Annotated in this window: 11 protein-coding genes; 6 read left to right on the top strand and 5 right to left on the bottom strand. The window is 74.7% G+C overall.

The window, feature by feature from the left end:
• Positions 1-128: 128 nt before the first annotated feature.
• Positions 129-2,018: an ABC transporter ATP-binding protein gene (locus AB0D10_RS09285; RefSeq protein ID WP_360253582.1), complete on the top strand. Its 1,890-nt coding sequence runs from the start codon at positions 129-131 to the stop codon at positions 2,016-2,018.
• Positions 2,015-3,745, top strand: coding sequence for an ABC transporter ATP-binding protein (locus AB0D10_RS09280; protein ID WP_360253580.1), 1,731 nt, complete (start codon positions 2,015-2,017; stop codon positions 3,743-3,745). The genes AB0D10_RS09285 and AB0D10_RS09280 overlap by 4 nt, the downstream gene beginning before the upstream one ends.
• A gap of 28 nt (positions 3,746-3,773) precedes the next feature.
• Here AB0D10_RS09280 and AB0D10_RS09275 read toward each other — a convergent pair whose 3' ends face one another.
• Entirely contained in the window at positions 3,774-4,400 is a 627-nt protein-coding gene (locus AB0D10_RS09275; protein ID WP_360253578.1) for a response regulator transcription factor, read from the bottom strand.
• A gap of 227 nt (positions 4,401-4,627) precedes the next feature.
• On the opposite strand from AB0D10_RS09275, the gene nth reads away from it, so the two are divergent.
• From nth to AB0D10_RS09255, 4 genes are all read left to right on the top strand, one after another.
• Positions 4,628-5,413: an endonuclease III gene (nth, locus tag AB0D10_RS09270; protein WP_360253890.1), complete on the top strand. Its 786-nt coding sequence runs from the start codon at positions 4,628-4,630 to the stop codon at positions 5,411-5,413.
• Positions 5,410-6,144 carry a CoA pyrophosphatase gene (locus tag AB0D10_RS09265; protein WP_360253576.1) on the top strand — a complete coding sequence of 245 codons (735 nt, stop codon included), beginning with the start codon at positions 5,410-5,412 and terminating at the stop codon, positions 6,142-6,144. Before nth ends, AB0D10_RS09265 begins: the two co-directional genes overlap by 4 nt.
• 46 nt (positions 6,145-6,190) lie before the next feature.
• A complete protein-coding gene (locus AB0D10_RS09260) occupies positions 6,191-7,375 on the top strand; it encodes a MarP family serine protease (protein ID WP_360253574.1) in 1,185 nt (394 codons plus the stop codon).
• 201 nt (positions 7,376-7,576) lie between these two features.
• The gene (locus tag AB0D10_RS09255) at positions 7,577-8,275 is read left to right on the top strand and encodes a metal-dependent hydrolase (protein WP_360253572.1); all 699 of its coding nucleotides are present in this window, start codon (positions 7,577-7,579) and stop codon (positions 8,273-8,275) included.
• A 74-nt stretch (positions 8,276-8,349) separates the two neighbouring features.
• Here AB0D10_RS09255 and AB0D10_RS09250 read toward each other — a convergent pair whose 3' ends face one another.
• From AB0D10_RS09250 to nhaA, 4 genes are all read right to left on the bottom strand, one after another.
• Positions 8,350-8,559 carry a hypothetical protein gene (locus tag AB0D10_RS09250; RefSeq protein ID WP_360253570.1) on the bottom strand — a complete coding sequence of 70 codons (210 nt, stop codon included), beginning with the start codon at positions 8,557-8,559 and terminating at the stop codon, positions 8,350-8,352.
• A 154-nt stretch (positions 8,560-8,713) separates the two neighbouring features.
• Complete coding sequence (locus AB0D10_RS09245) at positions 8,714-9,742, bottom strand: alpha/beta hydrolase (RefSeq protein ID WP_360253568.1); 1,029 nt, start codon at positions 9,740-9,742, stop codon at positions 8,714-8,716.
• Between the two features lie 322 nt (positions 9,743-10,064).
• Positions 10,065-10,541, bottom strand: coding sequence for a phage holin family protein (locus tag AB0D10_RS09240; protein WP_360253566.1), 477 nt, complete (start codon positions 10,539-10,541; stop codon positions 10,065-10,067).
• Between the two features lie 269 nt (positions 10,542-10,810).
• Positions 10,811-12,286, bottom strand: a complete 1,476-nt coding sequence (gene nhaA / locus AB0D10_RS09235) for a Na+/H+ antiporter NhaA (RefSeq protein ID WP_360253564.1) — start codon at positions 12,284-12,286, stop codon at positions 10,811-10,813.
• Between the last annotated feature and the right edge of the window lie 864 nt (positions 12,287-13,150).

Below are 13,150 nucleotides of genomic sequence, written 5' to 3'. Positions count from 1 at the left end.
GTTAGGCCTCCCGGTCCTGGGTGGGATCCCGCCCAGGACCGGGAGGCCGACGCGCTTCACGGCTCCACCCGCACGACCGCGCGAAGCCGCGGCACCCACAGTCCATCGCGACGACCCGGAGGGGCAGAGTGACGACCGACACCCCGGCGGCGGCCGGCCGCACCGAGTCCCGGAACGGCCGTACCGAGTCCCGGAACGGCCGCACCGGGCCCCGGATCGGCCGTACCGAGCCGGCGATCGGCCGCGACGCCGACCGGCTGCTGCTGAGCGCGGTGCGCCGCAGCGGCGGCTGGGCCGGCCTCCTGGTGCTCGCGGCCCTCGGCAGCGTGCTGGCCCAGGTGCTGCTGCCCGCGGTGGTCGGCTCCGCCGTGGACAGCGCGATGTCCGGCCGGCCGGACGACGGGCGGATCACCACCTGCGCGGCGGTGATCGCCGTGTTCATCGTCTGCGAGGTGCTGTCCGACCTCGCTGCGGGCCGCAGCTCCGCCGCCGGCACGGCCTGGCTGCGCCGGGCCCAGCTGGCCCACCTGCTCACCCTCGGCGGCCGGGCCACCGCCCGCTTCGACCCCGGCGACCTCACCGCCCGGCTGATCGGCGGCGCCGCCGACGCGGGCGCCGCCGCGGAGGCCGCCGTCTGGGCGGCGCTCTCCGTCCTGCCGACCCTCACCAGCGTGGTCGCGCTCTGGCTGATCGACCCCTGGCTGGCCCTGACCTTCCTGGTCGGCATGCCCGCCCTGGTCTACTTCCTGCGCTCCTACGCCCAGGACATGTCCGCCCTGATCACCCGCTACCAGAAGGTCCAGGGCGCCATCGCGGCCGGCTTCGTCGAGGCGCTGGGCGGCATGCGCACCATCGCGGCGGCGGGCACCACGGACCGGGAGGCGGAGCGCGTGCTGCGCCCGCTCCCCGAACTGAGCGGCCTGGGCCACGGATTCTGGCGGGCGCAGACCAGGGTGGCCTCCCAAAGCGCCCTGCTGGCACCGCTGTTGGATGTCGCGGTGCTGTCGGTGGCCGGTTTCGGGCTGGCCGCCGGCCGGGTCACCCCGGGCGAGATGCTGGCCGCCTCCCGGTACGCCGCCCTGGGCACCGGCCTCGGCATGACCGCGATGTTCCTCGGCCGGCTCGCCCGCGCCAGGGCCGGCGGCGGACGCATCCGGGAGGTGCTCGCGGAGCCCGCCACGGCGTACGGCGTCCGGGCGCTCCCGTCCGGCCCCGGCCGGCTCGAACTGCGCGGGGTCACCGTCCGGGTGGACGGACGGGCCCTGCTGGACGGCGTCGACCTCACGGTGCCGGGCGGGACCTCGCTCGCGATCGTGGGCCGCTCCGGCACCGGCAAGTCCCTGCTCGCCGCGGTGGCGGGCAGGCTGACGGACCCGCACGGCGGGACCGTCCTGCTCGACGGGGTGCCGCTGCCCGAGCTGTCGCGCGAGGAACTGCGCGGCGCGATCGGGTACGCCTTCGAGCGCCCGGCCCTGCTGGGCCGCACGGTCGGCGAGGCCATCGCCCTCGACGACGTGGCGGAGGCGGACCGGCCGAGGCTCTCCCGCGCCGCCGCGGCGGCCTGCATCGACGCCTTCGTGGAGCGCCTGCCGGACGGCTACCGCACCGACCTGCGGGACGTGCCGATGTCCGGTGGCGAGGCCCAACGGATCGGTCTGGCAAGGGCGTTCGCGCACCGGGGCCGGGCCCTCGTGCTCGACGACGCGACCTCCAGCCTGGACACCGTGACCGAGTTCGAGGTCAGCACCGCGCTCACCACCGAACTGGCCGGCCGTACCCGCCTGATCGTCGCCCACCGGGCCTCCACCGCCGCCCGCTGCGATCTGGTGGCCTGGCTGGACGGCGGCGGCATCCGGCGGATCGGCCCGCACGACGAGCTCTGGGCCCTGCCCGAGTACCGGGCCGTCTTCCGGCCCGATCAACCCGTCGGCGAGGACCGCCCCGCCGACGAGGACCGCCCCGCCGACGGCGCCGGGCCCGACGCGGCCCGCCCCAGCCCCGCCGAGGTGGGCACGTGAACCGGACACCCGAGGTCTCCCTCCGGACCGAACTCCTCGCCCCGCTGCGCCGCAGTCCGCGGGTGGTCGTCCGGCTGGCGCTGTGGTCGGCGGTCGAGGCACTGCCCGGGTTCGCCGCCGGCCGCCTGGTGGCCGGCGCGGTGGACTCCGGCTTCGGCGCCGGCCGCCCCGGGGTCGGCATGGCCTACCTGGCCCTGCTCGGTGTCGCCGTCTTCGTCGGCGCCTGGGCGACCCGCCAGGTCTACCCGCGGCTGGCGGCCCTGGTCGAACCGCTGCGGGACGACCTGGTCCGCCGGGTGGTCACCGGCGGACTGCACGCGGCACGGACGGCCCCCGGCCGCCCCGACACCGCGGGCGTCGCCCGGCTGACCCAGCAGGTGGAGATCGTCCGCGAGGCGTACGCCGGGATCACCATGGTCGTCCGCCGGTTCGTCTTCAGCGTCGGCGGCGCCCTGCTGGGCATGTGCTTCCTGGAGCCGCTGGTCCTGGTCGTGGTGCTGCCGCCGCTGTTGGCCGCCGCCGGCCTGCTGGCACTGATGCTCCGCAGCACCACCGACGCCCAGCGGGAGCTGCTGCTCGCCGACGAGCGCCTAGCCGCCGAGGCGGGCGCCGTGATCGGCGGCCTGCGCGACGTGACCGCGGCCGGTGCCGAGCGGTGGACCGGTGACCGGCTCTCGACGGCGGTCGAGCGGCAGGCGCTGGCGGCGCGGCGGGTCGCCCGGCTGACCGCCGACCGGACCCTGGTGCTGGCCGTCGGCGGCTGGCTGCCGCTGGTCCTGCTGCTGTCCACGGCCTCCTGGCTGACCGGCCACGGCGTGACGGCCGGCGGGCTGCTCGGCTCCGTCACCTACATCACGCAGGGGCTCCAGCCCGCCCTGCAGACCCTGGTCCAGGGCCTGGGCGGCAGCGGCGTACGGCTGGCCGTCACCCTGCGGCGCATCCTGGAGTCCACCCCGCCCGAGCCCGCCGCCCCGGCGCCCGGGCCCGCGGGGCGCACACACGGCCCGTACGGCGTCGAGCTGAGCAAGGTCGGTTTCGCCTACGGTCCCGGCGCCGAGCCGGTGGTCCGCGACCTCGACCTGACGATCGGCCCGGGGGAGCACCTGGTGGTGGTCGGGCCGAGCGGGATCGGGAAGTCGACCCTGGCCGGTCTGATCGCCGGACTGCTCCGGCCGACCGGCGGCGAGGTGCGCCTCGGCGGGCGCCCGCTGCCCGCCGACCCCGCCGAACTCGCCCGCCACCGCGTCCTGATCCCCCAGGAGGCGTACGTCTTCACCGGCACCCTGGACGAGAACCTGCGGTACCTCGCCCCCGACGCCGGGCCCGGGGACGTGGACCGGGCGGTGGCCGCCATCGGGCTGGAAGGACTGGTCGAACGCCTCGGCGGCCACCGGGCGCAGATCGCGCCGGACGCGCTCTCGGCCGGCGAGCGCCAGCAGATCGCGCTGGCCCGCGCCTACCTGTCCCCGGCCGACCTGGTCGTCCTGGACGAGGCGACCTGCCACCTGGACCCGGTCGCGGAGGCCCGGGCCGAGGAGGCGTTCGCCCGCCGCCGGGGGTCCCTGCTGGTCATCGCCCACCGGATGAGTTCGGCGCTGCGGGCCGACCGGGTCCTGGTCATGGACGGCACCGACGCCGTCGCGGGCAGCCACGAGGAACTGCTGACGAGCTCCGCCCTCTACCGCGACCTCACCGGCCACTGGCGGCGCCCGGCCGGGGCCCGCTGAACGGGCGGCCACAGGCCCGCCCGGGGCGTCAGCCGAGCCGGGGCCCGACCGACAGCCAGCCCATCTCCTCGGCGATCCGGATCGCGTCCACCCGGCTGCGCCCCCCGGTCTTGGACACCGCGGCGGCCAGGTGGTTGCGGGCGGTGCCGGGCGAGATGAAGAGCCGGGCGGCGATCTCGGTGACGGAGGCCCCCTGCGCGGCGAGCCGCAGGGTGTCCAGTTCCCTGGGCGTCAGCGGGTTCTCGCGCGCACCCAGCGCGGCCAGGGCCAGCTCCGGGTCGACGGCCCGCTCGCCGGCGGCCACCTTCCTGATCGCCGCGGCCAGTTCCTCGGCCGGGGCATCCTTGCCGAGGAAGCCCAGCACGTGGGCGGAGAGCGCACTGCGCAGGTAGGCGGGCCGGGCCAGCCCGGTGAGCACCAGGGTCCCGCACTCCGGGAGCTTCTCGTGCAGTTCGGCGGCCGCCTGCAGTCCGTCCAGCCCGGGCATGTCGATGTCCAGCACCGCGACGTCCGGCCGCACCTCCAGCGCGGTCGGCACCACCAGGTCCCCGCGGTCCACGTCGGCGACGACCTCCAGGTCGTCCTCGTACGCGAGGAGCGCCATCAACGCGCTGCGCACCATGCTCATGTCCTCGGCCAACAGGACCCTGATCATCAGCCCGCCCCCTGTCAGGTAACCGCCACACGAAGACCTCATTAGACAACACGCCCTGGCCAAGCCCACTTCCGCTTGATCACGCCCGCCCTGCCCGCCGGTCGGCGTAGCCTTCGTGCATGGCAGAGAGCAAGGTCCGGAACGCGACGCCGAAGGCCGAGCCGGCGGTGAAGAAGGCGGCGAAGAAGCCCGCCGTGAAGCCGAGGAAGCCCGAGTCGCACCTGGCGATGGTGCGGCGGGCCCGGCGGATCAACCGCGAGTTGGCTGAGCTGTATCCGTACGCGCACCCGGAGCTGGACTTCGAGAACCCCTTCCAACTGCTGGTGGCCACCGTGCTGTCGGCGCAGACGACCGACCTGCGGGTGAACCAGACCACCCCCGCGCTGTTCGCGAAGTACCCGACGCCGGAGGACATGGCGGCGGCGAACCCGGAGGAGCTGGAGGAGGTCATCCGGCCGACCGGCTTCTTCCGGAACAAGGCGAAGTCGCTGATCGGCCTCTCGATCGCGCTGCGGGACGAGTTCGGCGGCGAGGTGCCGGGCCGCCTGGCCGACCTGGTGACCCTGCCGGGCGTCGGCCGCAAGACCGCCAACGTCGTGCTGGGCAACGCCTTCGGGGTCCCGGGGATCACCGTGGACACCCACTTCGGCCGGCTGGCCCGGCGGTTCGGCTGGACCGCCGAGGAGGACCCGGTGAAGGTCGAGGCGGTCGTCGCCGAGATCTTCCCGAAATCGGAGTGGACGATGCTCTCGCACCGCGTGGTCTTCCACGGCCGCCGGATCTGCCACGCCCGGAAGCCCGCCTGCGGTGCCTGCCCGGTCGCGCCGCTCTGCCCCGCGTACGGCGAGGGGGAGACCGACCCGGAGAAGGCACGCGCGCTGCTCAAGTACGAGATGGGCGGACAGCCCGGGCAACGGCTGAGGCCCCCGGCGGACTTCCCCGGCGAGGCGGCCGCCCGGGCCGACGCGGCCGGCCACGACGGTCGGGTCGCGGATCTGGCGGTGGCCGGATGATCACGCGCGGGATCGAGCGGGACGACCTTCCGGCCTGGCTGGAGCCGGTCCGGGAGGCGGCCGAGCGGGTGCTGCCGGAGCAGCTGAGCCGCTTTCTGCCGCCGGTCGAGGGCGGCCGGGCGGCGGCCGTGCTGATGCTGTTCGGCGAGGGCCCGGAGGGGCCGGACGTGCTGCTGATCGAGCGAGCCCGGTCGCTGCGCTCGCACGCCGGCCAGCCGTCCTTCCCGGGCGGCGCGCTCGATCCGGAGGACGGGGACCCGGAGGGCCCGGGCCCGATCGCGGCGGCGCTGCGCGAGGCCTGGGAGGAGACCGGCCTGGACCCGGCCGGGGTGCAGGTGTTCGCGGCACTGCCGCGGCTTTACATCCCGGTGAGCAGCTTCGTGGTGACCCCGGTGCTCGGCTGGTGGCGCGAGGAGTCGCCGGTGCGCCCGGTGGACCAGGGCGAGACCGGCGCGGTGTTCCGGGTGTCGATCGCCGACCTGGCGGACCCGGCGAACCGGGTGCGGCTGCGGCACCCCTCCGGTCACGTCGGCCCGGCCTTCGCGGTCGCCGGTCGGCTGGTGTGGGGCTTCACCGCCGGGGTGATCGACCGGGTGCTGCACCACAGCGGACTGGAGCTGGCCTGGGACCCGTCCCGGATCGTCGACCTCTCGGACGACGCGCTGGCCCTGGTCCAGGGCGACCTCGAACACTCCCGCGCGCTGCCGGGCGGCGACGCCGGAGCCTCGTGACCGACCGCCGGCGCGACCGGCCACCGGACCGTGGGAGGGTGTCGGAGTGAACGTGCTGGATGTGCTGCTGATCGCCGCTGCCGTGGGATTCGCCGTGTCGGGGTACCGGCAGGGCTTCGTGGTCGGTGTCCTGTCGCTGGTCGGCTTCCTCGGCGGCGGTCTGCTGGCCGTCGAGCTGCTGCCGCTGCTGCTCGACCACCTCAGCCCCGGCACCACGGCCTCGGTGGTGGCCGTCGTGGTGGTGATCGTCTTCGCCGCGATCGGCCAGGCGGTCACCGCGCACTTCGGCTGGAAGCTGCGCGGCCACATCGACCGCCGGCCGGCCCGGGTGCTGGACGCGGCCGGCGGCGCGGTGGTGAACGTGGTCTCGATGCTGCTGGTGGCCTGGCTGATCGGCTCGGCGCTGGCCGGGGCCTCGCTGCCGACGGTCTCCAAGCAGGTCCGTTCCTCGGCGATCCTCGGCGGGGTGCAGAACGCGCTGCCCTCGGACGCGCCGAACTGGTTCTCGGACTTCTCCAAGGTGCTCGCCCGCAACGGCTTCCCGCAGGTCTTCAACCCCTTCGAGCACGAGCCGATCACCCAGGTCGACACCCCGGACCCGGCGCTGGCCGCCAGCCCGGCGGTGGCGCGGGCCAAGCAGAGCCTGGTCAAGGTGGTCGGCACGGCGACGTCCTGCGGCAAGACCCTGGAGGGCAGCGGCTTCGTCTTCGCCCCGCACCGGGTGATGACCAACGCGCACGTGGTGGGCGGGGTCAGCGAGCCGACCGTGCAGATCGGCGGCGTCGGCCAGCTGTACGACGCGACGGTGGTCCGCTACGACTGGCAGCGCGACATCGCGGTCCTGGACGTGCCCAAGCTGAACGCGCCCGCGCTGACCTTCGCGGGCGAGGCGAAGACCAACGACAGCGCGATCGTGGCCGGCTTCCCGGAGAACGGCGCCTTCAACGTCCAGCCGGCCCGCATCCGCGGCCGGATCCAGGCCAACGGCCCGGACATCTACCACCGCGGCCCGGTGGTGCGCGACGTCTACTCGGTGCGCTCGGTGGTCCGCCAGGGCAACAGCGGCGGGCCGTTGCTCACCCCGGACGGCCAGGTGTACGGCGTGGTGTTCGCCAAGTCCCTGGACAGCGCCGACACCGGCTACGTGCTGACCGCGGCCGAGGTGCGCGAGGACGCCCAGCAGGGCGGCGCCGCGACCGCCCGGGTGGACACCCAGGGCTGCGCGCTCTGACCGGGCCGTCCCGGGCGGGGCCCGCAGGGGCAGCCTGTCCGGGACGGTCTGTCCGGGGATGCCGCCCCGGGCCGCGCCGGGCCGCGGCGTCCGATATCCGTCGTACCGTCAGCCCGCCCTGATAGCCTCGGCCGCGCTCACCCGTTCGGCTCAACCGGGCGCCGTCCCGGAGTGGGCCCGACGGGAGGTCGTGGCAGTCCGATGATGGGTCATTCGCACGCGGTGAGCGGGGCGATGCTGTACGCGGCGTCGGCCCCCTTCCTGCCCCCGCTGCTGCTGCACACCACGCTGCAGCCGGCGGACATACTGATGGGCACGGTGCTGTGCGCGGGTGCGGCCCTGCTGCCGGACCTCGACCACCACGACGGCTCGATCGCCAACTTCCTCGGCCCGGTCTCCAAGGCGCTCTGCCGCTTCGTGGCCTGGGCCTCCGGCGGTCACCGGCACGCCACCCACTCGCTGCTGTTCGTCGGGCTGATGGGCGCCGGCACCTGGGCCGGCGTGACCTTCCTGGGCCGCAACTTCACGCTCGGGCTGACCTTCTTCCTGCTGGCGCTGGCGATCAGGGCGCTGCGGCTCTGCCCGCCGGGCGACGGTCCGCAGGCCTGGATCACCATCATCGGGCTGTCCGCGCTGGGCACCTTCGGGATGAACACCTGGATGCCCAACTCGCCCGGCTGGCTGCCGTACGCGGTGGCGCTGGGCACGCTGGCGCACCTGCTGGGCGACTGCCTGACCAAGAAGGGCGCGCCGCTGCTCTGGCCGCACAAGGAGCGCTACGAGGTCGTGCTGATCAAGCGCAGCGGCAACGACGTCGAGACCAAGGTGCTGGTGCCGATCATGTCGGTGGCGACCTTCGTCCTGCTCTGGTTCACCGCGGTGTCGCCGATCACGAACTGAGCGGCGCGTTCCGGGCGGCCGTTCGACGGCCCGCCCGGTCGCCGGGTGTCACCGGACCCACGCGGCGCGAGGCCTCAGGTCTCGCGCCGCAGTCGTGCGCCCACCCAGCGGGCGCGCCGGCCGAGGATGCGCGGGATACCGAGCTGCCGCGGGTCCGCGCGGCGACTGCCGTCGAGGCCGTCGAAGCCGAGGTCGTCCGCCCGGTCGGGGCGGTGGGCGGAACGCTGCGGGCTGTTCTGGCGTCGGCCGCGCGGGGCGGCGCCGCGATCGGGCATCCAACTCATACCGGAATGGATGCCCCTGGGCCGGTGGAGGTAATCGCCCGGGGTGTGCCGAAATTGGCCTATGCGGTTGTCATATGAGCGAAACATCACGGGAGTTGGGTCCGAAGGCCCTTCCGTGACATGACACGTCCGGCCCCGGGCGCCTCGCCCGAGGTCACTCCTTGTGGCGCCCGACCCAGTCCAGCAACTCGGCGGTGAACTCCTCCGGCGCCTCCTCGTGCGGGAAGTGCCCGACCCCCGGCAGCAGCCGCCAGCGGTACGGCGCCGCCACGTACTCGCCGCCGCCGAGCGCCGTGTGCGAGAGCAGTACCGGGTCGGCCGCGCCCTGGACGTGCAGGGTCGGCGCGGTGATCGGCTTCTTCATCCGTCGTGCGAACTGGATGCCGTCCGGCCGCGCCAGCGACCGCAGCAGCCAGCGGTAGGGCTCGATCGAGCAGTGCGCGGTGCTCGGGATCTGGATCGCCTGCCGGTACGCGTGCACCGCGGCCTCGTCCAGGCCGTTCGGGCCGGTCCAGGAATCCAGGTAGCGGCCGACCAACTCGGCGTCGTCGGCCACCAGGCGGCGTTCCGGTATCCACGGCCGCTGGAAGCCCAGCACGTGCTCGAAGGCAGCGAACTGGCGGCGGTCGGTCAGCAGCGCCCGGCGCAGGTCCCTCGGGTGTGCCGCGGAGACCACGGTCAGGCTCTGGATGACGGACGGGCGCATCACCGCAGCCACCCAGGCCAGGGTGCCGCCGGAGGCGTGCCCCACCAGGTGGGCCCGGCGCTCGCCGAGCGAGCGGATCACCCCGGTGATGTCCAGGGCGAGGTTGCCGGGGTCGTACCCGCGCGGGGTGCGGTCGCTGCCGCCGATGCCCCGCAGGTCGAGCGCCACCGCCCGGTAGCCGGCTTCGGCGAGCGCGGTCAGCTGGTGGCGCCAGGCCCACCAGTACTCGGGCCAGCCGTGCACCAGCAGCACCAGCGGCCCCGAGCCCAGCTCGGCGATGTGGAAGCGGGCGCCGTTGGCCGCGAGGTCGCGGTGCGTCCACGGGCCGGACTGCCGGATGCTCCAGGCCTCGGCGGTCGCCCCGACGGGCCCCCGCCCGGGGACCGGGCCGGAGCCCCCGGGGACGAGCCCGGGGCCGGAGTCGGGGCCGGAATCGGCGGACGGCTGCGCGGGCACGGGCTTCTGGTCAAGCGGCATACCGAGAGCGTGTCACATCCGCGTGCCGGACACGTGCCCGGCACTCACTGTCGGCGGGTCCGCCCGGGGCACGGCGGCTGACCGGAGCCGTCCGCTCCCGGTACCGCCGGCGGGCTCCGTTGACGGGCTCCGTTGACGGTCCGTCGTCGGGGCCGCCCGTCAGCTCGACGACGGCTCGGCGGCAGTGCCCGTCGTCAGTGCCCGTCGTCAGTGCCGCCGGCGGGGCTGCCGGTGGGGCTGCCGGGGCCGCCGCCAGGGCTGTGGGCAGGGCCGTCGGCAGGCCGTCGCGGCGGCGGGACCGCCCTCACCCGGACGCGACCGCTTACGGGATGCGGCCCAGGGCCCGGTCGATCTCCTCCTTGGTGGCCGGGCGCGGCCGGGCGTTCTTCAGCACGTCGGCGGTCTTCTGGGCACCCTCGATGGTGCGGTGCGGCGGCTCGATCTTCTTGAACGAGCGGTACGCCAGCACCCCGAGCAGGACCGCGAGCAGCAGGTATGCGCCGGCCACGATCAGGAAGGACCAGCCCAGCGACAGGCCCAGCGCGTGGATGCCGTAGGCCGCGGCGGCGCTCAGCATCGGGATCGAGAACAGCGCCACCACACCGGCGACCGCCAGCGAGACACCGCCCGAGACGCCGCGCTTGACGTCCGCCCGGATCTCGGCCTTGGCGAGTGCGATCTCGTCGTGGACCAGCGCGGACAGATCGGCGGTGGCCGCCGCGAACAGCTGCCCCACTGAACGCTCGCCCTCGTAGGGCGCCCGGCCGTTGCTGGACGGGTCTGCGGTTCCTGCGGGCATCAGCGGTTCTCCTCTGCGGCTGTACGGCGTGACGCCCCGCGGGTCCGCGGTTCCGGGGCCGGTGGGGGTCCGGAGGCGTCAGTGGATTGTCGACAGCTCAGAATCATGCCCCTACCGGTCAGTCGGACACCACTCCGGGGCCCCGCCGGAGGGACGTGTCCCGGCCGGGGAAGGCCTGCGCGCGGTCGTCGGCGGGCCCACCGGCCGCCTCCCGGGCGGGGCTTCCGGGCTGCGGCCGGAGTCGGTGTGCGGAGCTTCCGGAGGGACCGTCAGCGGTCCGTCCCGGAGGTGTCGGGACTCCCGGGGTCCCCGGTGGCCTTCCGGTTCCCGGAGGCGTCGGTGGTGCCGGCGGCGCCGGAGTCCTCGGGGCCGGCGCCGGGCAGCGGCCGGGTCGCCTCGGAGGCCCGGGCCCGCTCCGAGATCCGCGCCCGCCACGCCGGGTCGTCCTCCTGGTAGACGTCCGGGATGCCGTCCCCGTCCAGGTCCCGGTCCTCCTCCTCGCACAGCGCGCGGTAGTGCCGGTTGCGCAGCTTCAGCAGCACGGTGGCGAGCACCGCGCAGAGCAGCGATCCGACCAGGACGGCCGTCTTGGACAGGTCCGCGAGTTCCGGGTCGTCCGGGAAGGCCAGCTCGCTGATGAGCAGCGAGACGGTGAAGCCGATGCCCGCGAGCACCGAGACGGCGACCATGTCGGCCCACTTGAGCTGCGGGTTCAGCTCGGCCCGAGTGAACCGGGCGGCCAGCCAGGTGCCGCCGAATATGCCCACCGACTTGCCGATCAGCAGGCCGGCCACGATGCCGATCGGGGTGGCCTGGGTGAATACCTCGCGCAGCGCCGGGCCGGAGATCGTCACCCCGGCCGAGAACAGGGCGAACAGGGGGACGGCCAGTCCGGCGGAGAGCGGGCGGACCAGGTGCTCGATGTGCTCGCCGGGGGAGTGCTGCTCGTCGCCCTCCCGGTGGCAGCGCAGCATCAGGCCCATCGCGACGCCCGCCACCGTGGCGTGGATGCCGCTCTCGTGCATCAGCGCCCAGGTGACCAGCGCCAGCGGCACGAACAGGTACCAGCCGTGCACCCCGCGCCGGTGCAGGAACCAGAACAGCACCAGCCCGGCGAAGGCCAGCCCGAGGGCCCAGAACTTGATGCCGGAGCTGAAGAAGACCGCGATGATCAGGATCGCGATCAGGTCGTCGACCACGGCCAGGGTGAGCAGGAAGGCACGCAGCGGCGAGGGCAGGTGGCTGCCGACCACGGCCAGCACGCCGAGGGCGAAGGCGATGTCGGTGGCGGTCGGGATCGCCCAGCCGCCGGGGTGCCCGCCGCTGCCGGAGTTCACCACGGCGAACACGATCGCGGGCAGCGCGACCCCGCAGACGGCGGCGATCACGGGCAGCAGCGCGGCGCTCGGCGTGCGCAGCTCGCCCGCGACGAACTCGCGTTTGAGCTCGATCCCGGCGACGAAGAAGAAGATCGTCAGCAGCCCGTCCTGGGCCCAGGTGGCCAGGGAGAGGTCGAGGTGGAGCGGGGCGGAGGGGCCGACGGTGTAGTCGAGCACGCTCTCGTACGCCTGCGGCCAGACGTTGGCCCAGATCAGCGCGATGACGGCGGCGCCCAGCAGCAGCACGCCGCCGACCGTCTCGGTGCGCAGGGCGTCGGTGATGAAGGTGCGCTCGGGCAGTGGCAGCCGGCCGAGGAACTGCCGGCGGCGGGTCGTCGGCTCGTGGACGGGCGGCTGGTCGGTCACGGGGGACCTCCTGAGGGGCTGGGAGCGGCAACGGATACACGGGTGGTGCAGTTGCCGACCAGACTTCCCGGCGCGCCCTGTGACGCCCGGATCCCCGACAGGGGGTCTTGACGCGTCCTTAGCAGTCTAACGGGACGTTCGGGTGACATCCGGATTGTCTTGATAAAGGACTTAAGCCCTGCGGGGCGGTTTCGCACTCCGGACGAGCAACGGCCGGGCGCCCGAACGGCCCGGCCGCAGGTGTTCGGGTGAACCCGTTCCCGTCCTCGCCCGCAGGCGACGTACGGTGCGCCCCGGTCGACGGCCACCCCCCGGCGGACCCGATCCCGGGTCCTCGTGCGAGCGGCCGACCACCCGCTCCACCCGGCCGGCCGCACCTCGGGCCTGTCCCGCGCGCCGGTGGCCTGCCCCGTTCTCCGATGGACCGCCCCGCCCGCCGGTGGGCAGCCCCGCCTTGGCTTCGGGCCGTTCGGCCCGGTGGGCACCGCGCTCAGACCCCGGTGGGGCGGGCGGTGCGGGCGGAGCGCGGTCCGTTGCCCGGGCGGGGGCCTGCCGCAGGGTGCCTCCGCGGTCCTGGGTGCGGCCGAGCACGGCTGTGCCCCGGGCGATGACGATCGCCCGGGGCACAGCCGCCGTTTCAGTCCGCGCAGTCCGTCAGGCCCGCGCAGTCCGTCGGGCCCGCGCGGCCCGTTCGCCGGGCTCAGCCGTTGCCGTTGTCCGAGGGCGGCAGCTGGGCCTGGATCTGGCTCATCACCGAGCTGTCGGCGAGGGTGGTGGTGTCGCCGACTTCGCGGCCTTCGGCGATGTCGCGCAGGAGGCGGCGCATGATCTTGCCGGAGCGGGTCTTGGGGAGTTCGCCGACGA

This window comes from Kitasatospora sp. NPDC048545 (assembly GCF_040651155.1).
In the GTDB taxonomy this organism is placed as follows: domain Bacteria; phylum Actinomycetota; class Actinomycetes; order Streptomycetales; family Streptomycetaceae; genus Kitasatospora.
This window is presented reverse-complemented; position numbering and strand designations above follow the sequence as displayed.

What these genes read in the sequence shown, in the direction of transcription:
- AB0D10_RS09240 (WP_360253566.1), bottom strand. Translation starts at nt 10,541, where the DNA reads ATGCCCGCAGGAACCGCAGACCCGTCCAGCAACGGCCGGGCGCCCTAC.
- AB0D10_RS09255 (WP_360253572.1), top strand. Translation starts at nt 7,577, where the DNA reads ATGATGGGTCATTCGCACGCGGTGAGCGGGGCGATGCTGTACGCGGCG.
- AB0D10_RS09250 (WP_360253570.1), bottom strand. Translation starts at nt 8,559, where the DNA reads ATGAGTTGGATGCCCGATCGCGGCGCCGCCCCGCGCGGCCGACGCCAG.
- AB0D10_RS09275 (WP_360253578.1), bottom strand. Translation starts at nt 4,400, where the DNA reads ATGATCAGGGTCCTGTTGGCCGAGGACATGAGCATGGTGCGCAGCGCG.
- AB0D10_RS09265 (WP_360253576.1), top strand. Translation starts at nt 5,410, where the DNA reads ATGATCACGCGCGGGATCGAGCGGGACGACCTTCCGGCCTGGCTGGAG.
- AB0D10_RS09245 (WP_360253568.1), bottom strand. Translation starts at nt 9,742, where the DNA reads ATGCCGCTTGACCAGAAGCCCGTGCCCGCGCAGCCGTCCGCCGATTCC.
- nth (WP_360253890.1), top strand. Translation starts at nt 4,628, where the DNA reads ATGGTGCGGCGGGCCCGGCGGATCAACCGCGAGTTGGCTGAGCTGTAT.